Annotated in this window: 20 protein-coding genes; 10 read left to right on the top strand and 10 right to left on the bottom strand. The window is 65.9% G+C overall.

Annotation, left to right across the window (positions count from 1 at the left end; all coding sequences use genetic code 11):
• Positions 1-113: 113 nt before the first annotated feature.
• The 3 genes from AC3A6F_RS15190 to ybaK all read right to left on the bottom strand — a co-directional run bounded on the left by AC3A6F_RS15190 (position 114) and on the right by ybaK (position 2080).
• Positions 114-791: a DsbA family oxidoreductase gene (locus AC3A6F_RS15190; RefSeq protein WP_487682081.1), complete on the bottom strand. Its 678-nt coding sequence runs from the start codon at positions 789-791 to the stop codon at positions 114-116.
• Between the two features lie 91 nt (positions 792-882).
• Entirely contained in the window at positions 883-1506 is a 624-nt protein-coding gene (plsY, locus tag AC3A6F_RS15185; protein WP_487682079.1) for a glycerol-3-phosphate 1-O-acyltransferase PlsY, read from the bottom strand.
• 82 nt (positions 1507-1588) lie between these two features.
• Positions 1589-2080, bottom strand: coding sequence for a Cys-tRNA(Pro) deacylase (gene ybaK, locus AC3A6F_RS15180; protein ID WP_487682077.1), 492 nt, complete (start codon positions 2078-2080; stop codon positions 1589-1591).
• Positions 2081-2118: 38 nt separating this feature from the next.
• Here ybaK and AC3A6F_RS15175 point away from each other — a divergent pair, with 38 nt between their 5' ends.
• Entirely contained in the window at positions 2119-3087 is a 969-nt protein-coding gene (locus AC3A6F_RS15175) for an endonuclease/exonuclease/phosphatase family protein (protein WP_487682075.1), read from the top strand.
• A gap of 117 nt (positions 3088-3204) precedes the next feature.
• Here AC3A6F_RS15175 and AC3A6F_RS15170 read toward each other — a convergent pair whose 3' ends face one another.
• The 5 genes from AC3A6F_RS15170 to AC3A6F_RS15150 all read right to left on the bottom strand — a co-directional run bounded on the left by AC3A6F_RS15170 (position 3205) and on the right by AC3A6F_RS15150 (position 8760).
• A complete protein-coding gene (locus AC3A6F_RS15170) occupies positions 3205-5358 on the bottom strand; it encodes a putative bifunctional diguanylate cyclase/phosphodiesterase (protein WP_487682073.1) in 2154 nt (717 codons plus the stop codon).
• 267 nt (positions 5359-5625) lie between these two features.
• Positions 5626-5841, bottom strand: a complete 216-nt coding sequence (locus AC3A6F_RS15165) for a hypothetical protein (RefSeq protein ID WP_487682071.1) — start codon at positions 5839-5841, stop codon at positions 5626-5628.
• A gap of 80 nt (positions 5842-5921) precedes the next feature.
• Positions 5922-6824 carry a site-specific tyrosine recombinase XerD gene (gene xerD, locus AC3A6F_RS15160; RefSeq protein WP_487682069.1) on the bottom strand — a complete coding sequence of 301 codons (903 nt, stop codon included), beginning with the start codon at positions 6822-6824 and terminating at the stop codon, positions 5922-5924.
• The gene (locus tag AC3A6F_RS15155) at positions 6797-7321 is read right to left on the bottom strand and encodes a methylated-DNA--[protein]-cysteine S-methyltransferase (protein WP_487682067.1); all 525 of its coding nucleotides are present in this window, start codon (positions 7319-7321) and stop codon (positions 6797-6799) included. Before AC3A6F_RS15155 ends, xerD begins: the two co-directional genes overlap by 28 nt.
• A gap of 440 nt (positions 7322-7761) precedes the next feature.
• Positions 7762-8760, bottom strand: a complete 999-nt coding sequence (locus AC3A6F_RS15150) for a TRAP transporter substrate-binding protein (RefSeq protein WP_487682065.1) — start codon at positions 8758-8760, stop codon at positions 7762-7764.
• Between the two features lie 159 nt (positions 8761-8919).
• Here AC3A6F_RS15150 and AC3A6F_RS15145 point away from each other — a divergent pair, with 159 nt between their 5' ends.
• The 3 genes from AC3A6F_RS15145 to AC3A6F_RS15135 all read left to right on the top strand — a co-directional run bounded on the left by AC3A6F_RS15145 (position 8920) and on the right by AC3A6F_RS15135 (position 12138).
• A complete protein-coding gene (locus tag AC3A6F_RS15145; RefSeq protein WP_487682063.1) occupies positions 8920-10929 on the top strand; it encodes a two-component system sensor histidine kinase NtrB in 2010 nt (669 codons plus the stop codon).
• 96 nt (positions 10930-11025) lie between these two features.
• Positions 11026-11607: a response regulator transcription factor gene (locus AC3A6F_RS15140; RefSeq protein ID WP_123070429.1), complete on the top strand. Its 582-nt coding sequence runs from the start codon at positions 11026-11028 to the stop codon at positions 11605-11607.
• 201 nt (positions 11608-11808) lie between these two features.
• The gene (locus AC3A6F_RS15135; RefSeq protein ID WP_487682061.1) at positions 11809-12138 is read left to right on the top strand and encodes a DUF3052 family protein; all 330 of its coding nucleotides are present in this window, start codon (positions 11809-11811) and stop codon (positions 12136-12138) included.
• A 20-nt stretch (positions 12139-12158) separates the two neighbouring features.
• On the opposite strand, the gene queG is transcribed toward AC3A6F_RS15135, so the two are convergent.
• Positions 12159-13256 (bottom strand): tRNA epoxyqueuosine(34) reductase QueG, encoded by a 1098-nt coding sequence (gene queG, locus AC3A6F_RS15130; protein ID WP_487682059.1) that lies wholly within the window; start codon positions 13254-13256, stop codon positions 12159-12161.
• 40 nt (positions 13257-13296) lie between these two features.
• On the opposite strand from queG, the gene tsaE reads away from it, so the two are divergent.
• From tsaE to AC3A6F_RS15115, 3 genes are read left to right on the top strand one after another with little or no spacing between them, the layout of a single operon-like run.
• Positions 13297-13806 (top strand): tRNA (adenosine(37)-N6)-threonylcarbamoyltransferase complex ATPase subunit type 1 TsaE, encoded by a 510-nt coding sequence (gene tsaE, locus AC3A6F_RS15125; protein ID WP_487682057.1) that lies wholly within the window; start codon positions 13297-13299, stop codon positions 13804-13806.
• Positions 13758-15272 carry an N-acetylmuramoyl-L-alanine amidase gene (locus tag AC3A6F_RS15120; RefSeq protein ID WP_487682056.1) on the top strand — a complete coding sequence of 505 codons (1515 nt, stop codon included), beginning with the start codon at positions 13758-13760 and terminating at the stop codon, positions 15270-15272. The genes tsaE and AC3A6F_RS15120 overlap by 49 nt, the downstream gene beginning before the upstream one ends.
• A gap of 13 nt (positions 15273-15285) precedes the next feature.
• Complete coding sequence (locus tag AC3A6F_RS15115; protein WP_487682054.1) at positions 15286-16071, top strand: D-hexose-6-phosphate mutarotase; 786 nt, start codon at positions 15286-15288, stop codon at positions 16069-16071.
• Positions 16072-16258: 187 nt separating this feature from the next.
• Here AC3A6F_RS15115 and AC3A6F_RS15110 read toward each other — a convergent pair whose 3' ends face one another.
• Positions 16259-17281, bottom strand: a complete 1023-nt coding sequence (locus AC3A6F_RS15110) for a carbonic anhydrase (protein ID WP_487682052.1) — start codon at positions 17279-17281, stop codon at positions 16259-16261.
• A gap of 209 nt (positions 17282-17490) precedes the next feature.
• On the opposite strand from AC3A6F_RS15110, the gene AC3A6F_RS15105 reads away from it, so the two are divergent.
• Genes AC3A6F_RS15105 through miaA form a run of 3 tightly spaced genes read left to right on the top strand, consistent with a single transcriptional unit; the run spans position 17491 to position 21346 of the window.
• On the top strand, positions 17491-18420 hold the full coding sequence (locus AC3A6F_RS15105) for a peptidylprolyl isomerase (RefSeq protein ID WP_487682050.1): 930 nt from the start codon (positions 17491-17493) through the stop codon (positions 18418-18420).
• Between the two features lie 44 nt (positions 18421-18464).
• Positions 18465-20393 carry a DNA mismatch repair endonuclease MutL gene (gene mutL / locus AC3A6F_RS15100; RefSeq protein ID WP_487682048.1) on the top strand — a complete coding sequence of 643 codons (1929 nt, stop codon included), beginning with the start codon at positions 18465-18467 and terminating at the stop codon, positions 20391-20393.
• Positions 20390-21346: a tRNA (adenosine(37)-N6)-dimethylallyltransferase MiaA gene (miaA, locus tag AC3A6F_RS15095; protein WP_487682045.1), complete on the top strand. Its 957-nt coding sequence runs from the start codon at positions 20390-20392 to the stop codon at positions 21344-21346. The genes mutL and miaA overlap by 4 nt, the downstream gene beginning before the upstream one ends.
• Positions 21347-21429 lie beyond the last annotated feature (83 nt).

Below are 21429 nucleotides of genomic sequence, written 5' to 3'. Positions count from 1 at the left end.
GGCCTCAACGGCTGAAAATTTGAACTGCTCGTCGTACTTCATAAGACCCCTTGAAGTGGAGTCTCACTTCAAGGGGTCACATCACTGCGCGGGAACGACGTATTCGAGCTAACTCAAGCCTCAGAGTTTTGCGATTCAGCCCCTGCTTCCAACCCCGGAATCTCGCGCAGGGCCCGCTCGAACACCTCCGGCGGCTGACCGCCGGAAATCAGATGACGCTGATTGATGATGATCGCCGGCACCGACTTGACGCCGGCGCGCTGGAAGAACTGTTCGCGCGTGCGCACGTCTTCCGCATATTCATTGGAGCCCAGGATAATGGCTGCCCGCTCACGGTCGAGGCCAACGCTTTCGGCCGTGCGCAGCAGCACTTCGTGATTGCTCGGGTCTTCGCAACGGGTGAAATAGGCTTCCAGCAGCGCAATCTTGAGCTGGCGCTGCTTGCCTTCGTCCTCGGCCCAGGCCAGCAGGCGATGGGCGTCGAAGGTGTTGTAGATGCGGCCGCGCCGCTCCATGTCGAAGGTAAAACCGACGGCGGCGCCGCGTTCGCGGATCGTCTCGCGGGTGGCGGCTTGCTGCTCCGCCGTGGCGCCATATTTCTGCGTCACGTGCTCGACGATGTCCTGGCCGTCCGGACCCATGGCGGGGTTCAGCTCGAAGGGCTGGAAATGCAGGTCGACGCGCACCTCGTCGCCGACCTTCAACAGGGCCTGTTCCAGCGATTTCAGGCCGATCGCGCACCAGGGGCACGAGACGTCCGACACAAAATCGATCCTGAGTTGCTTGCTCACGGCTTACCACCTTTCTGTCCGGCGCGGCACGGATGTGCCGCTGTTCGAGACGAATGGTAACGCCTGCAAGAAAATCCGGCGCGCGCCGGCTTTATTTTGCCTTCTTGGCCCCGGCAGACTTGCTGCCGATCTTCGATTCCTTACCGGCGATCAGGTTGCCGATATTGGCGCTGTGACGCCACAGCAGCAGCGCACTCATCACGAACACGGCGAACAGGATCGGATCGACGCCGAACAGCAGGCCGTAGTAGAACGGCGCGAAGATCGAGGCGACCAGGGCCGCCAGCGAGGAATAGCGGAAGGCGTAGGCGACGATCAGCCAGGTGGCCAGGGTCGCCAGGCCGAGCCATGGATTAATGCCGAGCAGCACACCCAGCGCGGTGGCCACGCCCTTGCCGCCCACGAAGCGGAAGAACACGGGCCACAGGTGGCCAAGGAAGACGGCGATCGCGACCAGGGCGATGCCGGTGTCGTCCAGGCCGACGTCAGGGCCGAACTGCACCGCCAGCCATACCGCCAGCCAGCCCTTGGCGGCGTCGCCGACCAGGGTGGCGATCGCGGCCTTCTTGCTGCCGCTGCGCAGCACATTGGTGGCGCCGGGGTTCTTGGAGCCATAGGTGCGCGGGTCGGACAGGCCGAAGACGCGGCTCATCACGACCGCGAAGGAAATCGAGCCGAGCAAATAGGCGGCAATGGTGGCAATCAGGGTGTTCATCTAGTCTCTCAGTGGGCTCCGGCCCTGGGTCAATACCGGAAATCGGTCGTGAATATACACCATCGGATCGCGAAGGATAAAGTTACTCGGCCAGGGCGCACTGCACCGGACGCGCCTTCAGCACGTCGACCAGCACCTTCGGGTCGATGCCGACCAGGTAGCCGCGGCGGCCGCCATTGATGTAGATTTTGTCCAGCGCCAGGATGCTTTCCTCGACGTAGACCGGCATTGCCTTGCGGATGCCGAACGGCGAGGTGCCGCCGACCAGATACCCTGAGTGGCGCTGGGCGACGTCCGGCTTGCACGGCTCGACCGACTTGCAGGGGATGGCGCGCGCCAGGTTCTTGGTCGACACTTTGCAGTCGCCATGCATCAGCACGATGAGCGGCTTGGCGGCCTCGTCCTGCATGACCAGGGTCTTGATCACGTCATGTTCGGGCACGCCGAGCGCGTTCGAGGAAACTGCCGTGCCGCCATGCTCTTCGTACTCATAAGGATGCTCGGAAAATGCGACGGCATGCTTGCGCAGGAACTGGGTGGCGGGTGTCTCTGAGACGTGCTCTTTCTTGGCCATGCGTGTTACGCTAAAGACGAACAATAGGGGTTTCTATTATGCAGGAAGAACTTCGCTTTGCCACCTTCAATGCTTTCAACCTGGCCCCGCCCGGCGCCCGCCTGTATGACAACCTCGCGCCCTTCACGGCCGAGGAATACGAGGCCAAGCTCGACTGGACCGCGCATCAGCTCGACCTGATCAATGCCGACGTGATCGGCTTCCAGGAGATCTTTTCGCAAAGCGTGCTCAAAGAAGTGCTGCGGCGCAGCCGGCGCTATCGCGACGCCCACCACATCGGCTTCGACCCCGACCCGAACGCGCCGCGCCTGACCCCGAGCGTGGCCCTGGTCTCGCGCCTGCCGCTGGCCGAGCCCGGATCGCAGCTGCCCATGTTCCCGGACAACGTCACGATGCCACCCGGCAGCCGCGACCCGGACCGCTTCACCCGCGCGCCGCTGCATGCGGGCGTGATCGCGGCGTCGGGCGTGGTGATCGACGTGGTCGTGGTCCATCTCAAGTCGCGCCGGCCCGACTACCGGTCGAGCGACAGCGGCGCCGACCCGCACCTGTATGCGCTGGCCTGCCTGCGCTCGCTGGTCCGGCGCGGCACCGAGGCCACCGCGCTGCGCGTGCTGCTCACCGATATGGCCCATGCCAATCGCCGGCCGCGCATCGTGCTGGGCGACTTCAACGACGTGGCCGATTCGGTGACCACCGAGATCGTGCTGGGCGAAGGCACGCCGGTCGGCGAGCGCATGTTCGACGCCAGCCAGGTGCAGCGCCGGCTCGACCACCAGCGCCATGTGGGCTTCTCGATCCTGCACGACACGCGCCATTCGACCATCGACCACATCCTGGTGTCGCCCGAGTTCAATCCGGCGCTGACGGGAGCGATCGGGGAAGTGGTGGACGTCGTGTACCTGAACGATCACCTGAACCTCGGCTTGCCCGAGGCCTCGGATCATGGACAGGTGCTGGCCAGGATACGGTTGTTCGGGCAGCACGGAACGGCTGGAGAGCGGTAAGGTTGGCGGCTGCGCCGCCGACGCGTCGATTGTTATCGTCGCCGATATCGTGCCGGATGATCTTGCTGCAAGCTACCACCGCGTCGGCGGCGTAGCGCGGGGCCGCCGAGGCCAACCCTACGCGGAATGCGACGATAAATCCGGCCGCGCACTGGCCGCGCCGGCATAGAAACCCTGGTAATCGTCGCAGACATGCAGCCGCAGAAAGTCCAGCTGCTCGGCCGTCTCCACGCCCTCCCCCACCACCCGCAAACCCAGGCTACGCGCCACGGAGATGATGGCCGGCACCATCGCCGCGTCGACCGGGTCGTGCCCGACGCCGCCCACATAGCTGCGGTCGATCTTGAGCTTGGTGAGCGGGAAGCGGCGCAGCGCCTCCAGGCTCGAGGTGCCGGTGCCGAAACGGTCGATGCTCAGCTGCACGCCGCGTGCGCGCAGCGCCAGCGCCGTCTCGAAGGCCGGTTCGCCGCGCACCAGCGCATCCTCGACGATCTCGAGCTCGAGCGCTCCCGGCGCCAGGCCGGCGCCCTGCAAGGCGGCGTCGACCGCCGACAGCAGCCCCGCATGCGCGAGCTGGGCGGCGGACAGGTTGACCGCGACCGTGACCGGAAACCCCGCATCGCCCCAGGCGCGCGCCTGGCGGCAGGCTTCTTTCAACACCCACTCGCCGATCGGGACGATCAGGCCGGATTCCTCGGCCACCGGCAAGAAGTGCCGCGGCAGCAGCAGGCCGCGCTCGGGATGGCGCCAGCGCAGCAAGGCCTCGACCGTGCCGACGCGGCCGCTCGCCACCTCGACCTCGGGCTGGTATTCGAGCACGAACTCCTGGCTCTCGATCGCCTGGCGCAGCCGGTTCTCGAGCTCGACCCGCTCGATGACGTGGGCGTTCATGGCCGGACTGAAGAAGCGGAAGGTGTCGCGCCCATCCTGCTTGGCGTGGTACATCGCGACGTCGGCATGGTGCAGCAAGGCCTCGACATCATCGCCGTCGTCGGGACACAGCGCGATGCCGATCGAGACCGACAGCGTCACCTGCTGCCCGCCAACGTCGATGGGGCGCGCCACCGCCTGGGTGACGGCGCCGGCCACGTGCGCGGCCTGGTCGGCGCCCTTGATGTCGGCCAGCAGCACCACGAACTCGTCGCCGCCCAGGCGGCTGATGGTGTCGACCCGGCGCACGCAGGCGCGCAGGCGCGCGGCGACCTCGCGCAGCACGGCGTCGCCGGCCTGGTGGCCGTGGGTGTCGTTGATCGGCTTGAATTTGTCGAGGTCGAGGAACATCACCGCGCAGCGGTCGCGCTGGCGGCGCCAGGTGGCCAGCGCCTGGTGCAGGCGGTCGAGGAACAGGATGCGGTTGGGCAGGCCGGTCAGGGCGTCGTGCTCGGCCTGATGCCGCACCTGCTCCTCGAGCCGCTTGCGCTCGCTGATGTCGGACAGCATCGCCATATAGCTGGACACGTCGCCGTGGGCGTCGCGGATCGCCGTCAGCGCCACCCGCACCGGATAGCGTTCGCCATTACTGCGCACGCTGGCCAGTTCGCCTTCCCAGTGGTCCTGGCCGTCGAGTTCGGACCAGATGCGCTCGTAGAAGCCGTCGGCGGCATCCCACCCCAGGCTGGCCAGCGACTGGCCGAGGATGTGCTCGGGGGCGTGGCCAGTGATGCTGGTGAAGGCGCCGTTGACGGCGCGTACGCGGTAGTCGGCGTCCATCATGATGATGGCGTCGCGCGCATTCTGGAACACCTGGGCCGCCTGCGCCAGGTTGCTCTCGGCCTCTTTGCGCGCCGTGATGTCGACTTCCATGCAAAAGACTTCTTGCATCACGCTGTCGTACTTGACCGGGTAGTGGCAGGAATAGACCCAGTGGCGCCGGCCGGTGCGCGACTGCACCAGCCAGTCGCGTGCCGGCGGCGCGTGGCCGCTGCGCCAGATCGCGGCGATCGCGTCCTCGAACTCGGCCTGGTGGTCGAGGTAGAACACCAGCTCGCGGAAGGGCTTGCCGACCGCCTGGCCGGACGGGATGCCGTACAGTTCTTCGCTGGCGCGGTTCCAGAAGCGGATGGTGCCGGCCTGGTCCATCGAGTGCACGGCCACCGCCGGCGCCAGCTCGAGCGCCGTGACGAAATGGTGGAGCCAGCCGAAGGCCTCGGGCCCCGCCTCGATGCGGCCTGAAAAATCGCCTGCGGGAATGGACTGTCCATCGCCGGCAAGCGAAGGATCGGAGGAAGGCGCGGACGTGGGCGCCGCTGGCTTCGGCGGTGGTTCGATCACGGCAGCGGCCTTTCGCTATGGAAACAACAATAAGCAGGTAGACAACACCGACATTGTTATACCGTGGCGGGCCATGCCGTTTGCGAGCTCGCAAACGACGGACGGCATGCGCTCTGTCGCGCCATACCGCCATTCACACCGGCCAACTGACAGCTTGTCGCATTCAGATGGCTCGGACCGGTGTAGATGCTTATAGTTCCATCATGCGCCAGGGGCTCCATCGAGGTCGACGGAGCACGCGCGCAATCCTCTTGATGGGCCGGCCGCTCAGGCCAGGCTCGGCGGCGCCGCGGCGGGAGTACGCTCTTCGCCCGGCGCAGCGTCGTCGTCATCGCCGTCCGCATCGCCATCCGGCTGGACGCCCTCGGCGCCGTCAGCCGGCGCGTTCTTCGCTTCCAGCTTGCGCTTGGCTTTTTCTTCCGCCTTGCGCTTCTTTTCGAGTTCCCGTTGCCGCTTTTCGTACGAAAAATTGTTCCGTGCCATAGTCACCTCGACATGTTTATTTCAAGGAAATGCTGCATCTGCACAGCCATTATGGACTACTCCGCAACTCCCGACTTACGCTATCCACGTGGATGATGTTGTGCGTGCAGGCGTTTCAGGCGTTCGCGCGCCACGTGGGTGTAGATCTGGGTCGTCGAAATATCGGCGTGGCCCAGCAGTAACTGCACCACGCGCAAGTCAGCCCCGTGATTCAGCAAATGGGTGGCGAAGGCGTGGCGCAGCGTGTGCGGCGACAGCGGACCGGTGACGCCGGCCTTCGACGCGTGTTTCTTGACCAGGATCCAGAACATCTGGCGCGTCATCGGGCCGCCGCGACCGGTGACGAACAGGGCGTCGTCGACCTGGCCGTTCAGGATGATGCCGCGCGCATCCTTCAGGTAGCGTTCGAGCCAGCGCCGCGCCTCTTCGCCGAACGGCACCAGGCGCGTCTTGCTGCCCTTGCCGGTCACCCGCAGCACACCATCGTTCAGGCTCACTTCGACCAGTTTCAGGGCCACCAGTTCCGACACCCGCAAGCCGCTGGCATACATCAGCTCCAGCATCGTGCGCTCGCGCAAACCCAACGGCGTCAAAATATCGGGAGCGGCCAGCAAGGCCTCGACCTGGCTCTCGGTCAGGGTATGCACGAAGCGGGTCGGCTGGCGCGCCGACGGCATCTTGAGGCAGGGATCGGTGGCGATCTGTCCGCGCCGCAGCGCCAGGCCATAGAAGCGCTTGAACACCGACAGCCGGCGGTTGGCCGTGCTCGGCCGCGACTCCGGGTGGCGGTCGGCGAAATAGGCGGCCAGGTCTTCCGGCCCCACGGCCAGCAGGCCGCGGCCGGGGCGCTTGGCGTCCAGCCAGCCGGCGAACAGGCGCAGGTCGCGCCGGTAGGCGTCGAGCGAGTTCTTCGCCAGGCCCTGTTCCAGCCAGAGCGTGTCGCAGAACTCGTCGATCAGGGCCAGATCGACTGCTGCTGCCATGGAGCGGCGGTGGCGCCTTCGTGCCGCAGCAGCCAGCGCTTGACCGAAAGATGGAAACCGTTCTCGTCGTTCTGGTTCGAGAAGCCGCCCAGGCCGCCGGCTGCAGTCACCCGGTGGCAAGGAATGACCAGCGGGAACCAATTGGCGCCGCAAGCCTGGCCGACGGCGCGCGGATGCGAGCCGATCACCTTGGCCAGATGGCCATAGGTGCGCACGGCGCCGCGCGGGATGGCGCTGATTTCTTGCCACACCTTGCGCTGGAACTCGGTGCCAACCGCCGTCAAGGGCAGGTCGAAGGTGAAATCGGGGTCGGCCAGGTAGCGTGCGAGCTGCTCGGCGCTCTGTTCGGCGATGGCGCTGTCGGCGCTTTTTTCCTCGAACGAAGGCGGCAGGTAGACCACTTCGCGCAGCTTGTCGTCGGCAATGCGGATGCCCAGCGCGCCGAAGGGAGCGGGCACGATGGCATTGAAAATCTGGCTGGCTGGATCGGTCTTCATGATGGGTCTACTGAGCAAAGTGTTACACAGGCATCTTAACTGTGTAGCGCACACCCGGCCAGTCGATTGGACCGTTCAGGCGAAAAAAAAGCGCACCCTCGGGTGCGCTCCAATTCGGGTCACGTTTCCGGCCGCCGGGTCTTGCCAGCGACTTCTGTCAAACGTGGTGTCTCCTCGAATGTCTCCGGCATGAATACCGTGCTTTTATCAATGCTCCCCCAAAAACCTTTGCATGCCGCTTCTGTTGCTTGTTCTTGGCACTGCTGCGCACCATGACAGTGCGGATGAGCCCCATGATAACGCAAGTCCTTGCAGAAAATGTATCTTTTCGGCCACACATTCGGAAAATTATTTTACTTATAAACAAAACGCGATTGTCGACATGCGGTAGGCGTATGTCCGTTTTCTTGGCCCACGCGCCCTGGGCGCACGCCCGAGCGTCAGCGCTTGACTTCGCGCAGGATGGCGCGCACGGTGTCCTTGCCGATCCGGCTTTCCATCTGTCCATACACCGGCTGCATCGCGCGCCGCCATTCAGCCTGCTGGGCCGGTGTGAGCGTGTGGATCGTCGTGGTGCCGGCCTGGCGGATGGCTTCCATGGCGTCGTCGTTGGCGCGCTGGGCGATCTTTTTCTCGTACACCGTGGCTTCGCGCATGGCGCGCGCCAGGGTATTGCGGGTGGCGGCCGGCAGTCCATCCCAGAATTTTTTGTTAACGATCACCGCGTAACCTAGGTAGCCGTGGTTGGACACCGTCAGGTGGCTTTGCGTCTCGTGCATGCGCTGGGTGTACATATTCGACGGGGTGTTCTCGGTACCCTCCACCACGCCATCGCGCAGGGCGGGTGCGGCCTCCGAAAAAGCCAGCGTCATCGGCTGGGCGCCCAGCGCGCGCATCTGCGCATCCAATACCTTGGACGCCTGAATACGCATGCGCAATCCCTCGAAATCCTTGAGCGAGGTCAAGGGTTGGTTGGCCGACATGATCTTGAAGCCGTTATCCCAGAACGCCAGGCCGGTGATGCCCTTGGACTCGAGCTTGCGCAGCAGGTCGCGCCCTATCCTTCCTTCAGTCACCTTGTACAGCGCCGCCTTGTCCGGGAAGATATACGGCAAGTCGAAGGCCTCGAATTCGCGCACGCCCAGCGGCGAGAACTTGGCCAGCGACGGCGCCAGCATCTGCACCGCGCCCAGTTGCAGGGCCTCGAGCTCCTCGCGGTCCTTGTATAGCTGGCTGTTGGGATACACTTCCACCCTGACCTGGCCGCCCGTCATTTGCTCGGCCAGCTCCTTGAAACGCTCGGCGGCCCGGCCCTTCGGCGTATCGGGCGCCACCACGTGGCTGAACTTGATGACGATCGGTCCCTGCGCCAGGGCGTCGACACTCGCGGCCGCCGCCAGCACGAACAGCGCTGTGGCGGCCAGGGTCTTGATCTGCATGACGGTCTGATTCTTTCTAATAAAACCTTGGAAAGCACCGAGGCGCTTCCCTTACACTGGCGGATGCACTGCCGCACGCAAGTCTGTGCCGCACCTTGCTCGACCGCCATCGTGGACTTCCACAACAGCTGGACAGTTTAACCAATACAGGACTCATGCATGAAAATTCCGTTCGCCCAGCCCATGTCGGAACCGCGCGCGCGCATCCGCGCCTGGCGGTTCTGGCGCTGGCTGGTGCCGATGCTGCTGGTGCTGCTGTTCCTGGCCGTACTGATCTGGCTGCCGTGGCAGGCGCGCCAGATGGAAAGCACCGAACGCCAAGAGCAATTGATTGCGGACACGCTGTGGGTCGAGCAGACCTTGCGCTTCGAGCTGGCGCGCAGCGAGGACGCACTTAGCGCCCTCGGCGTCGACCTGGTGGTCGCGCCGCTGCCGCCGGAGAAGTTACAGGCGCGTTTCCGCCAGATGTTCGTCAACGGCCCGGAACTGGTGCGCGTGGTGTGGAGCGACGCCACCGGCGCGGTGCTGGACAGCCATGGCGCCGACCTGCCCGCCGCCGGCCTGCCCGGGACCACGACGCTGGCCGGAGAAATGGCGCGCTCGATCCGGCGCGGCCGCTACAGCGAACCGTATGGCGCCACGCCATCCACCCACGGCCTGATCGATTTCTACCTGCCGCTGTTCCGCAACGGCCAGTTCACGGGCAGCCTGGTCGCGACCTACAGCCTGCAGGTGCTGCTCGACGAAACCGTACCCTGGTGGTTCGCCCAGGATAACGCGCTGGCCCTGCTCGACCGCGACGAACAGGCGGTGGCGCGGCGCGCCGCCGGCGGTCCGGGACGCGGCGTCTACACCCACCAGCGCGAGCTCGACCTGCCGGGCGCCCAGCTGGTGCTGTCGACCGACAGCGTCAAGCGCGCGCCGCAACTGCTGCCGAACCTGCTGGTGGGCTCGGTGATCGTGCTGGCCCTGGGCCTGTTGACCAGCCTGGCCGCGCTGTGGCGCCACATCTCGCGCACGCTGGCGGCGGAAAGCGCGCTGCGCCAGCAGATGGCGTTTCGCACGGCGATGGAAAACTCGCTGCTCACGGGCTTGCGCGCGCGCGACCTGGAGGGCCGCGTCACCTACGTCAACCGCGCTTTCTGCCAGATCGTCGGCCATCCGCCAGAAGAATTGATCGGCAAGAAACCGCCGATGGCCTACTGGGCGCCGGAAGCGACCGCCGAATACGAGGAACGCTTCCAGGGCATCTTGTCGGGCAAGGTCACGCCGCAATTCGAGACCGTGTTCCAGCGTCCGGACGGCGCCCGGGTGCCGGTGCTGGTATTCGAGGCCCCGCTGGTGGACGTCGACGGCCGCCATACCGGTTGGATGAGCTCGGTACTCGACATCACCGACCGCAAGCGGGTGGAAGAACTCAACCGCCAGCAGGAAGAAAAGCTGCAGGCCAGCGCGCGCCTGGCCACCATGGGCGAGTTGTCGTCGATGCTGGCGCACGAGCTGAACCAGCCGCTGGCGGCTATTTCCAGCTACACGGTGGGCGCCCTGAACATGCTCGAGCGCGCCGCCGGCAGCGGCGAAGACCTCAAGCCGGGCATGCTGCGCCATGCGCTGGAGCAGGCGCGCCAGCAAGCCCAGCGCGCCGGCCAGATCATCCGCAGCGTGCACGAGTTCGTCAAGAAGCGCGAACCGCTGCGCCAGGAGGTGACGATCCGCAGCGTCATTTCCAACGTGCATGCGTTGATCGAGCTGCAGGCGCGCCAGGCCGGCGTGGCGCTGCGCGTACAGTTACCGCCCGGCTTGCCGACCGTGCTGGCCGACCGCGTGATGCTGGAGCAAGTGCTGCTCAACCTCACCCGCAACGCGATCCAGGCCATGCAGGACACGGCGCCCGACCAGCGCGTGCTGCGCATCGAGGCCGTGCACGCGGATGAGCAGGTGGCGGTCTCGGTGATCGACCGCGGCCATGGCATCGCCCCTGAAGTAGCCGAGCGGCTGTTTTCTCCGTTCTACTCGACCCGGGCCGAGGGCATGGGGATGGGCTTGTCGATCTGCCGCACCGCGATCGAGTTCCATGGCGGCACGCTGAGCCATGCGCCGCATCCGGCCGGCGGCACCGTATTCACATTTTCGCTGCCGGCCCAAGCGGCAAGCCGGGCGCTGGGCTAAAATCCGGTCTGCGACGCGCCGGTGTTGGCTGGATGCGCCATCTTTATTAGAAGAGCAACAAGGCGGGAGATTCATCCCGCCACTACGGAGACCTGCATGCTGCACATCGTCGACGACGAAGAAGTCATTCGCGATTCGCTCGCCTGGCTGGCGCAGTCGCGCGGCCTGCCCGCGCGCGGTTACGCGGGCGGCCAGGAATTCCTCGACGCCCTGCAAGACCTCGACGTCAGCGGCGACTGCATCCTGCTCGACGTGCGCATGCCCGGCATGAACGGCATCGCCGTGTTCGACGACCTGTTCAAGCGCGGCCTGCTGCCGCGCCTGCCCGTGATCTTTCTCACCGGCCACGGCGACGTGCCGATGGCGGTCGACTCGCTCAAGCGCGGCGCTTTCGATTTCTTCGAGAAACCATTCAATGACAACCAGCTGATGGACCGGGTCGAGGAAGCCCTCGCCGCCTCGCGCAAGGCGGCCGCCTCGGCCGGCGTGCAGGCGCGCCTGGCCACCCTGTCGGCGCGCGAACGCGAAGTGCTCGACCTGATTTTGGCCGGCATGATGAACAAGGTGGTGGCCGATAAACTGGGCATCAGCATGCGCACGGTCGAGGTGCATCGCGCCCATATCTTCGACAAGATGCAGGTCAAGACGGCCGTCGAGCTGGCCGGGTTGTTGAAGTAAATACCGGCCGCGCGTTCGCGCGGTCTCTCCCTTTTTGCCGAGCTTGTCGCGCGTCAAGCGTTCCAGCTTCTCAATGGAAGCCTTGTAAAATAGTCTTGAACGCGCCGCGGCCCCGGGCGCCGCGATGCACCTCTCTTTTAGGAAACTCCAATGAACGAAAAGACAGTTGCAGACAAGATGTTTTTACGAACGGCAAAATCGATGCTCGTGCTCAATGGCCAGGTCAATCCGAACGTGGCGGCCCAGATGCCGGCCGAGATCGTCAAGGAGGGCGACGGTCCCTTCGACGCGATCCTGATGTTCTGCATGCACCGCAAGGATCTCGAGCACTATTTCGATGTCGCCAAGCGCAAGCTGGGCGAGAAGGGTTCGCTGTGGATCGCCTACCTCAAGCAGACCGCCTCCAAGGCCACCGACATCAACCGCGATTCGATCAACGCCTATGCCAAAGAGAACGGCATCACCGGCGTGGCCATGATCTCGATCGACGGCGACTGGTCGGCCCTGCGCCTGAAACGCATCGAGATCTGATGGCCTGATTCCCTATCGGCTCAGGCGGCGTGGCGCGCCAGGGCCCAGGCGACGTGCTCTCGCACCAGTTCGGATGGATGATCGCGCCGGGATTGCAAGGCAGCCACGATGACAGCATCTCCGCGCTTTTTCTCGGCGGCATTTCCCAATCCCACTGCCAGGTTACGCAGCCAGCGCTCGTGACCGATCCGGCGGATCGGGCTGCCTTCCATGCGGCGGTTGAATTCGGCTTCGTCCCAGGCGAACAGGCCGACCAGGTCGCCTTCGCCCAAGCCGTTGCGTTCGTCGAAATCCGGCACCGCAGCACGCTGCGCAAACTTGTTCCACGGACAGGCCACCTGGCAATCGTCGCAGCCATAGATGCGGTTGCCGATCAGGGGCCGTAGTTCTTCCGGGATACTGCTTTTCAGCTCGATCGTCAGGTAAGAGATGCAGCGCCGCGCGTCGAGCTTGCCCGGCCCCAGGATCGCCCCGGTCGGGCACAGGTCGATGCAGGCCTGGCACTGTCCGCAATGCGCGCCGGTGGGCGGATCGACAGGCAGCGGCAGGTCGATCAGGATTTCGCCGATGAAGAAGGTCGAACCGGCCGCGCGCGACAACAGCAGCGTGTGCTTGCCGCGCCACCCCAGGCCGGCCTTCTCGGCCAGCGGCAACTCCATCACCGGCGCCGAATCGGTGAACACGCGAAAACCGAACGGCCCGATCGCGTCCTGGATGCGGCCGGCGAGCGACTGCAGGCGGTTGCGCAAGACCTTGTGGTAGTCGCGGCCCCTGGCGTAGACCGAGACCACGGCGGCATCCGGGTCCTGCTGGCGCAGGCGCTCCCCGGCGCGCCAGTCGGCATCCTGGGAGGCGGGCAGGTAATCCATGCGCGCGACGATGGCGCGCACCGTGCCCGGCACCAGTTCGGCGGGACGGGCACGCTTCATGCCATGGCTTGCCATATAATCCATCTCGCCGTGGTAACCCGCGTCCAGCCAGGCTTGCAGGCCGGCCTCGAGATGGCCCAGGTCGACGTCGGCGATGCGCACGTCGGCAAAGCCCAGTTCCTTGCCCCACGTCTTGATGGCGCGCGCAAGCTGGGGCAGGTCAGGAGCAGGGTTGGTGGAAGTGGGCATACCGCAAGAAATCACGCAAAACAACTCGCTATTTTATTCGATGCAGCCTTTTAAATCGCGCTTGCAGCGCTATCTGCCGGACGAGTCCGCCACTTCCGCCCTCGGCGCCGCCCTGGCGCGCGCCTTGCAGCCGGGCCTGGTGATCTATCTGCACGGCGACCTCGGCGCCGGCAAGACCGCCCTCACCCGCGCGCTGCTGCAGTCGGCCGGCCATGCCGGCAACGTCAAAAGCCCGACCTACACCTTGTCGGAACCGTATCGGGTGATGCTCGATGGCACGCCCTTGAACGTCATCCACTACGACCTGTACCGCATGTCCAGCCCGGAAGAATTCCTGGACGCGGGCTTTCGCGAGGACTTCGACGGGCGCAATGTATGTATCGTCGAGTGGCCCGAAAAAGGCGATCCGGTGTTGCCGCCGCCCGACTTGCGTGTCTTGCTCAACGTTAGCGGGCCCGGCCGTGATGTAGAATTGCAGGCGTTGTCTGAATTAGGCCTGCTATGCCTCGACCGTCTCGCCCCCCTTCTGCCGCCCCAGCCGCCAGCGTGACGCCTGCGTCCTCGCGCCGCCGCGTCCTGCTCAAGGCCGGCGGCACGCTGCTGCTGTCCGTCATCCCGCTGCACGCCAGCGCCAACGAGATCCTGGCCGTGCGTGTCTGGCCCGCCCCCGACTATACCCGGGTGACGCTGGAAAACGACACCGACCTCAAGGCCGAGCACTTCCTGATCCCCGATCCGCCGCGGCTGGTGGTCGATATCGACGGCCTCGCCCTGAGCAACACGCTCAAGAGCCTGGTGGCCAAGATCGAGGCAAACGATCCCTACATCAAGCAGGTGCGGGTCGGCCAGAACCGGCCGAACGTGGTGCGCCTGGTGTTCGACCTCAAGGCCGAGATCAAGCCGCAGGTGTTTACGCTCGCCCCGGTGGCCGGCTACCAGCACCGCCTGGTGTTCGACCTGTACCCGGCGGCCCCGGTCGACCCGATCGCCGCCCTGATCGAACAGGGCGACTGGAGTCCGGGCCCGACCACGACGCTGGCGGCCGACCAGCCGGCCCTGGGCGATCCCGTCGCCAGTACGCCCGTGGCCGGCGCGCCGGCCTCGCCCAATCCCGTCACCGGCACGCCGCCGGTGCAGATTCCCGTGCCGCCGCCCGCCGTCCCGCGCACCCAGCCGAATGCCGGCCCGGACGCGATCGCCAAGCTGGAAGCCGAGATGTCGGGCCTGAAGGGCACGGCCCCGGCCCTGGCGGTGCAGCCGCCGCCGGCCAAGGCAACCGCTCCCCTGCCTGCCCAGAAGGTGGCGCGCATGATCACCATCGCCCTCGATCCGGGCCATGGCGGCGAAGACCCGGGCGCGATCGGCGCCAAGGGCAGCCGCGAGAAGGACATCGTGCTGGCGGTGGCCAAGCGCCTCAAGGCCAAGCTGGAGCAGATGCCGAATACCCGCGTGATGCTGACCCGCGACGGCGACTTCTTCGTGCCGCTGGGCACCCGCGTGCAAAAGGCGCGCAAGGTGCAGGCCGACCTGTTCGTCTCGATCCACGCCGACGCCTGGATCTCGCCGACGGCGCGCGGCTCCTCGGTGTTCGTGCTGTCGGAAAAAGGCGCCAGCTCGAGCGCGGCGCGCTGGCTGGCGAACGACCAGAACAAGGCCGACCTGATCGGCGGCGCCAACCTGACCGGCACGGGCGACAAGCACCTGGCCAGCGTGCTGTTCGACCTGTCGACCACGGCCCAGATCAACGACAGCCTCAAGCTGGGCAAGGCCGTGCTGAAGGAAATCGGCGGCATCAACCGCCTGCACAAGGCCTCGGTCGAGCAGGCGGGCTTTGCCGTGCTGAAGGCGCCGGACATCCCGTCCATCCTGGTCGAGACCGCCTTTATCTCGAACCCGCAGGAAGAAGCGCGCCTGAACGACGACGCCTACCAGGACCAGCTGGCCAATGCGATCACGAATGGCATCCGCCGCTATTTCGCCGATAATCCGCCCATGGCCAAGAGCCGCCAGACCTGAGCCGGAACCCATCATGGAAAACATCAGCTTCGGGCAACTGCCCGCGATTCGCATCACGGCGCCGGACGGCGCCAGCGCCGTCGTCACCCTGTATGGCGGCCACCTGGTGTCGTGGCATGGCGCCGACGGCGGCGAGCGCATGTTCCTCAGCGGCCGTTCGGCCCTGGACGGCAGCCGCGCGATCCGTGGCGGCGTGCCGGTCATCTTTCCCCAGTTCGGCGAACGCGGCGACGGCATGCGCCATGGCTTCGCGCGGCTCAGCACCTGGCGTCTTGAGCAGCACGGCATCGACGGCGATGCGGCGTGGGCGGAATTCGGCCTGAATGAGGCCGACCTGGCGCCGGCAACGGCCGCCGCCTGGCCGCATCGTTTCGCACTGACGCTGCGCGTGACCGTGCGCGCCAATGCGCTGGAGATGGCGTTGGGCGTGCGCAACACGGGCGCCGCGCCCTTCCCCTTCGCGGCGGCGCTGCATACCTATCACCTGGTGCCGCACCTGGCGGACGTGCGCATCGAGGGGCTCGAGGCAGGGACCTTGTCGATCGCGGACAAGCTCGACGTGGTTTATGAAAATATTGCCGGCAACATCACCCTGGGTACCTGGGCGCGCGTACTGACACTGGAGCAGGAAGGTTTCAGCGATGCCGTGGTGTGGAATCCGGGCGCCGCGGACACGGCCGCGCTGGCCGATATGGAAGACGACGAATACCAACGTTTCGTGTGCATCGAGCCGGCGCAGCTGAGCCCGGTCGAGCTGGCACCGGGTGCGGTGTGGGAAGGGCGTTACCGTATTTCTTGACCCGCTGCCCGAACACGTCGTTCCCGCGAAGGCGGGAACCCAAGACAGTCGAACAGCCTGCAACATCAAACAAATCGGGGTCAGGTCTGACATTCGGACACGGCCTCTGCAATCGTACTTCGTGGCACAGTCCAGGTCGTGTCCGAATGTCAGACCTGACCCCACTTGTGACCCCACTTGTTTTGTTTTACATCGATTCCTTCACCATCCGCCCATTCGCCTGCTGCACAGGCCGCGAGTTGAACGGATACAGCCGCGAGAACAAGGCCATCTGCTGGGGCGAGGCCGTCATCGGCTGTTTCATCACCAGCCACAGCACGTTCTCGGTGCATGGCGGCTCGCTCAGCGAACCCATATACGTAAAGTAGTCGCGCCGCGCCGGCAGGATCTCGTTCACGTCGAGCACGATCGACGGCGTCACCGTCATGTGCTTTTCCAGCGGTAGATTGTTCCACACGGTCTGGATCATCGGATTGGCGTCGCCGCGCTCGAGCAGCACCGCCAGGATGGCGATCTTGTTGTCGTAGCTCTTGTGCACCAAGTGCACAACCATCTCGGTGCCCTTGCCGTTGATGCGCTCTTCGCCCGGGCGATGGAAGTGGAATTGCTGCAGCTCATACGTGGTGCCGCCCACGCTCAGGAAGTTCCCGCCCGCGACGTTCACCTGGATCGTGTGGCCATTGTCGATCTCGTTGAACGAGCTCGGGTGGTAGTCGAAGTTGATCTGCTCCAGGTCGACCTTGATGCCGTCGCGCAGGTCGATCGGCGACTGGCGGTTGCCGGTATTGCAGGACGCCCAGGCGGTATTGATCTTCGACCAGTTCTCGGGGCCGAATTCTCCCTCATAGGTCCAATGGGTGCCATTCTTCGGCTTGGCGGCCTCGACTGCCGCAGCGGCAGCGGCGGCGGCTTCCTTCTTGCGGCGGGCTTCCGTGGCGCGGCGTGCGCGTGCGGCGTCCTCGGCGCGCAAGGCTTGCTTGGCGCGCAGCTCGGCCAGTTTTTCGGCGATGCGGACCGACAGGTCGACTTCCGCATCTTCTTCGGTTTTTTGGGCAGCAGCAGGGGTAGCCGCGCCAGGCCGCAGGTTCGGCTTGATCGAGGCGATCGCCAGGGGTTTTTCAACCGCGGGCTTGGTCGTGGGAGCTGCATCGTTCGCATTCGCCAGGGCCGTGACCAGGCTCAGGGCGAATAGTGCGATCAGGTTACGCATGGATGTCCAGATAGTGGGCTTACCCTATCCTTATCGGACCCGGCGCAGCTAACTTGAGTGCGCCGCAGCAACAAAAGGCGCTGAATTCACGCCTTTTGCCGACTTATTTACACCAATTGTCAACTATGGCACAGGACCTGCCCGCCAGGTTTGTACAGACCTCACGCTCGACTACAATTGCCTGATACACATAACCAGACGGAGAATCCATGAAGGCAGCGACCACGATCCACGCACTCACCGGCATGGCGCTCCTTGCCCTGCTCGCGCACGACGCCAGCGCCGCGCCGGCCACGCCCGGCAAGGAATTGCCACCCAAGCCCTCGGTGGCGGACGTGGTCAAGGCATCCAAGCCGGGCGACTGGCGTCCCCTCGATCCCGAGAACACGCTGTACATGGAACTGCCGGCCGGCCGCGTGGTCATGGAACTGGCGCCGAACTTCGCGCCGAAGGCGGCCGCGAACATCCGCGCGCTGGTGCGCGAGCGCTATTTCGACGGCTTGTGGGTCATGCGCGCACAAGATGGCTTCGTGGTGCAATGGGGCGATCCGGACGAAGAAACGCCGCGCCCGTTCAAGGCCGCCAAGACGGTGGACGCCGAATTCACCGTGCCTGCCAAGGGCACCGGCGCGTTCACGCAGCTGAGGGAACGCGACGTCTACGCGCCGCAGGTGGGCCACGTGAACGGCTTCCCGGCAGCACGCGACCCGAAGGGCGGCCAGGCCTGGTTGCCGCATTGCTACGCCATGGTCGGCGTGGCGCGCGACGAGGCGTCCAATACCGGCAACGGTTCGCAGCTGTACACGGTGATCGGCCACGCGCCGCGCCACCTGGACCGCAACATCACCGTGGTCGGCCGCATCGTGGCCGGCATGCCGCTGCTCACTGTGATGCCGCGCGGGACGGCCGCCGCCGGCTTCTACGACAAGGCCGAGCAGCGCACGCCGATCGCCAGCGTGCGCCTGGCGGCCGACGTGCCCCAGGCCGAGCGCAGCAAGCTCGAGGTGATGCGCACCGAGAGCGCCGCCTTCCAGGCCGTGATCGAGGCCCAGCGCAACCGCGGCGGTCCGTGGACCAAGGTCGCGGCCGGCGCGATCGACCTGTGCAATGTGCCGATTCCCGTGCGCGAACAGCAATGAGTCGTTGACGATCCGGGGCTCGGGCAGCGCGATATAATCGCACCATGAACGCCCCTGCCCCGACCCATCGCCCCATCCAGCAGCTCCCCGACCAGCTCATCTCGCAGATCGCCGCCGGCGAAGTGGTCGAGCGGCCATCGGCCGTCGTCAAGGAACTGCTGGAAAACGCGCTCGATGCGGGCGCGACCCAGATCACCGTGCGCCTCGAAGAAGGCGGCGTCAAACGCATCGCGATCACCGACAACGGCCGCGGCATCGCGCCGGAACAACTGCCGCTGGCGCTGGCGCGCCACGCCACCTCCAAGATCACGTCGCTGCACGACCTTGAGAACGTGGGCACGCTGGGCTTTCGTGGCGAGGCGCTGGCCTCGATCGCCTCGGTGGCTGCGGTGCGCATCACCTCGCGTACGCCCGACGCGGCCCACGCCTTCGAGATCGTCGGCTCGCACGAAGGCACGGTGGCGCCGTCGTCCGGCGCCTTCGGCACCACGATCGACGTGCAGGACCTGTACTTCAACACGCCGGCGCGCCGCAAATTCCTGAAATCCGAACAGACCGAATACGGCCACTGCGCCGAAGTCGTGCGCCGCATCGCGCTGGCGCGTCCGGACGTGTCGTTCAGCCTGTCGCACAACGGCCGCACGATCGACCACTGGAACGTGAGCGAAGCGGCCAAGCGCAGCGCCCACATCCTCGGCAGCGATTTCGCCGAGGCGCGGCTGGCCCTGGACGAATCTGCCGGCCCGCTGCACCTGCATGGCTATGTCGGCCTGCCGACCGCCTCGAAGGCGCGCGCCGACGGCCAGTTCTTCTACGTGAACGGGCGCTTCGTGCGCGACAAGGTGCTGGTGCACGCGGTGCGCGCCGCCTACCAGGACGTGCTGCACGGCGACCGCTTCCCCTCCTACGTGTTGTCGCTCGACCTCGATCCGGCGCTGGTCGACGTCAACGTCCACCCATCGAAGATCGAGGTGCGCTTCCGCGACAGCCGCGCGGTGCACCAGTTCGTGTTCCACGCGGTGCAGCGCACGCTGGCCCAGACTTCTGCCACCGCCCACGGCAGCGTGCCGGCGCCGATCACGGCGGCCGAAGTGCGGCCGAGCGGCACACCGCTGTGGCAAATGTCGCCGTCGCCATCGCAGCCGCAGATGCGGCCGCATGAGCAGACGTCGTTCGGGGCGCAGTTGTCGACCTTCTCGCCGTCGCCTTATCCGCCGGGGAGCCGCTGGGACGATCCAGGCACGCAGGGTGGCGTGGCGCAGCGCACCGAGGCCTATGGCGCGCTGTTCAAGTCGGATGCGGCCACGACCTCGGCGCCAACGAGCTCCCCGATGGACGTGCCGCTCTCGGCATCGGACCGCCCGCTGTCGAACGACGACTTCCCGCTCGGCTTCGCGCTGGCCCAGCTGCACGGCATCTACATCCTGGCCCAGAACACGCGCGGCCTGGTGCTGGTCGATATGCACGCGGCCCACGAACGCATCCTCTACGAGCAGATCAAGAACGCGCTCGACGCCCAGGCCCAGGGCCAGGAGATGCAGGTGCAGTCGATGCTGATCCCGGTGACCTTCTACGCCGACGCGATCGAAGTCGCGACCGCGACCGAGCACCAGGACACCCTGAAGACGCTGGGCTTCGACATCGCCGCGCTGTCGCCGACCACGCTGGCCGTGCGCAGCGTGCCGACCCTGCTCAAGAACGCCGACGCCCAGACCCTGGCGCGCGACGTGCTGCGCGACGTGCGCGAATACGGCGGCTCGCGCGTGCTGATCGAGCGCCGCAACGAGCTGCTCGGCACCCTCGCCTGCCACACGGCGGTGCGCGCCAACCGCATCCTGGCCGTGCCCGAAATGAACGCGCTGCTGCGCCAGATGGAAAGCACCGAGCGCGCCGACCAGTGCAACCACGGCCGCCCGACATGGGTCCAGCTCGAGATCTCCGCGCTCGATAAACTGTTCTTGCGCGGCCAATGATGAACCAGACGAACAAGCCGATGGCGGTGGCCATCATGGGCCCGACCGCGTCCGGCAAGACGGCAAGCGCCTTGCGCATCGCGCAAACGCGGCCGTGCGAAATCATCTCGGTCGATTCAGCCCTGGTGTATCGCGGGATGGACATCGGCACAGCCAAGCCCACTCCTGACGAACTGGCGGCCGTGCCGCATCACCTGATTGACATCCTTGATCCGCTCGAGGCGTATTCGGTGGCGCAGTTCCGCGCCGATACCATCCGCCTGGTGGGCGAGATCACGGCGCGCGGCAAGCTGCCGCTGCTGGTGGGCGGCACGATGATGTATTTCAAGGGACTGGTCGACGGCCTGGACGACCTGCCGACGGCGGATGCGGGCGTGCGCGCCGCGCTCGACGCAGAGGCGGCGCGCATCGGCTGGCCCGGCATGCACGAGAAGCTGCGCGCGGTCGATCCGGTGACGGCTGCGCGCCTGGCGCCGAACGACGCCCAGCGCATCAACCGCGCGCTGGAAATCCATGCGCTGTCCGGCCAGCCGATGTCGGCCCTGCTGGCAAAGCGTGCCAAGCCCGAGCTGCCGTTCGAACTGGTGTCGTTCGGCCTCGAGACCGACGACCGCGCCGTGCTGCACAAGCGCATCGCGCTGCGTTTCGACCAGATGCTAGGCGACAGCGACGATGGCGGTCTGGTGGCGGAAGTGGCGCGCCTGCGTGCGCGCGGCGACCTGTCGCCTGCGCTGCCGTCAATCCGCTGCGTCGGCTATCGCCAGGCCTGGGACTACCTGGACGGCAATATCGACCGTGCGGAGTTGCGCGAACTGGGCATCATCGCCACCCGCCAGCTGGCCAAGCGCCAGATCACCTGGCTGCGCGCGATGCCGGACCGGATCGTGATTGACTGCCTCGGGCCCGATCCGGCAGGGGCGATGCTGGCCCGCCTCGAAACGTTGGATAAATGACATCGATGCGACATTTTTCCGCGCAGAACACGCCACGATCTTGACACGCAACCGGTCGCGCCCGATAATATTGGTCGTTGCGG

The organism is Massilia sp. Soil_C_3 (assembly GCF_057657035.1).
This window is presented reverse-complemented; position numbering and strand designations above follow the sequence as displayed.

Excerpts from the sequence above, each read along its gene's own strand:
- plsY (WP_487682079.1), bottom strand. The coding sequence starts at position 1,506 with ATGAACACCCTGATTGCCACCATTGCCGCCTATTTGCTCGGCTCGATT.
- ybaK (WP_487682077.1), bottom strand. The coding sequence starts at position 2,080 with ATGGCCAAGAAAGAGCACGTCTCAGAGACACCCGCCACCCAGTTCCTG.
- AC3A6F_RS15175 (WP_487682075.1), top strand. The coding sequence starts at position 2,119 with ATGCAGGAAGAACTTCGCTTTGCCACCTTCAATGCTTTCAACCTGGCC.
- AC3A6F_RS15165 (WP_487682071.1), bottom strand. The coding sequence starts at position 5,841 with ATGGCACGGAACAATTTTTCGTACGAAAAGCGGCAACGGGAACTCGAA.
- xerD (WP_487682069.1), bottom strand. The coding sequence starts at position 6,824 with ATGGCAGCAGCAGTCGATCTGGCCCTGATCGACGAGTTCTGCGACACG.
- AC3A6F_RS15155 (WP_487682067.1), bottom strand. The coding sequence starts at position 7,321 with ATGAAGACCGATCCAGCCAGCCAGATTTTCAATGCCATCGTGCCCGCT.
- AC3A6F_RS15150 (WP_487682065.1), bottom strand. The coding sequence starts at position 8,760 with ATGCAGATCAAGACCCTGGCCGCCACAGCGCTGTTCGTGCTGGCGGCG.
- AC3A6F_RS15145 (WP_487682063.1), top strand. The coding sequence starts at position 8,920 with ATGAAAATTCCGTTCGCCCAGCCCATGTCGGAACCGCGCGCGCGCATC.
- AC3A6F_RS15140 (WP_123070429.1), top strand. The coding sequence starts at position 11,026 with ATGCTGCACATCGTCGACGACGAAGAAGTCATTCGCGATTCGCTCGCC.
- AC3A6F_RS15135 (WP_487682061.1), top strand. The coding sequence starts at position 11,809 with ATGCTCGTGCTCAATGGCCAGGTCAATCCGAACGTGGCGGCCCAGATG.
- queG (WP_487682059.1), bottom strand. The coding sequence starts at position 13,256 with ATGCCCACTTCCACCAACCCTGCTCCTGACCTGCCCCAGCTTGCGCGC.
- tsaE (WP_487682057.1), top strand. The coding sequence starts at position 13,297 with ATGCAGCCTTTTAAATCGCGCTTGCAGCGCTATCTGCCGGACGAGTCC.
- AC3A6F_RS15120 (WP_487682056.1), top strand. The coding sequence starts at position 13,758 with ATGCCTCGACCGTCTCGCCCCCCTTCTGCCGCCCCAGCCGCCAGCGTG.
- AC3A6F_RS15115 (WP_487682054.1), top strand. The coding sequence starts at position 15,286 with ATGGAAAACATCAGCTTCGGGCAACTGCCCGCGATTCGCATCACGGCG.
- AC3A6F_RS15110 (WP_487682052.1), bottom strand. The coding sequence starts at position 17,281 with ATGCGTAACCTGATCGCACTATTCGCCCTGAGCCTGGTCACGGCCCTG.
- AC3A6F_RS15105 (WP_487682050.1), top strand. The coding sequence starts at position 17,491 with ATGAAGGCAGCGACCACGATCCACGCACTCACCGGCATGGCGCTCCTT.
- mutL (WP_487682048.1), top strand. The coding sequence starts at position 18,465 with ATGAACGCCCCTGCCCCGACCCATCGCCCCATCCAGCAGCTCCCCGAC.
- miaA (WP_487682045.1), top strand. The coding sequence starts at position 20,390 with ATGATGAACCAGACGAACAAGCCGATGGCGGTGGCCATCATGGGCCCG.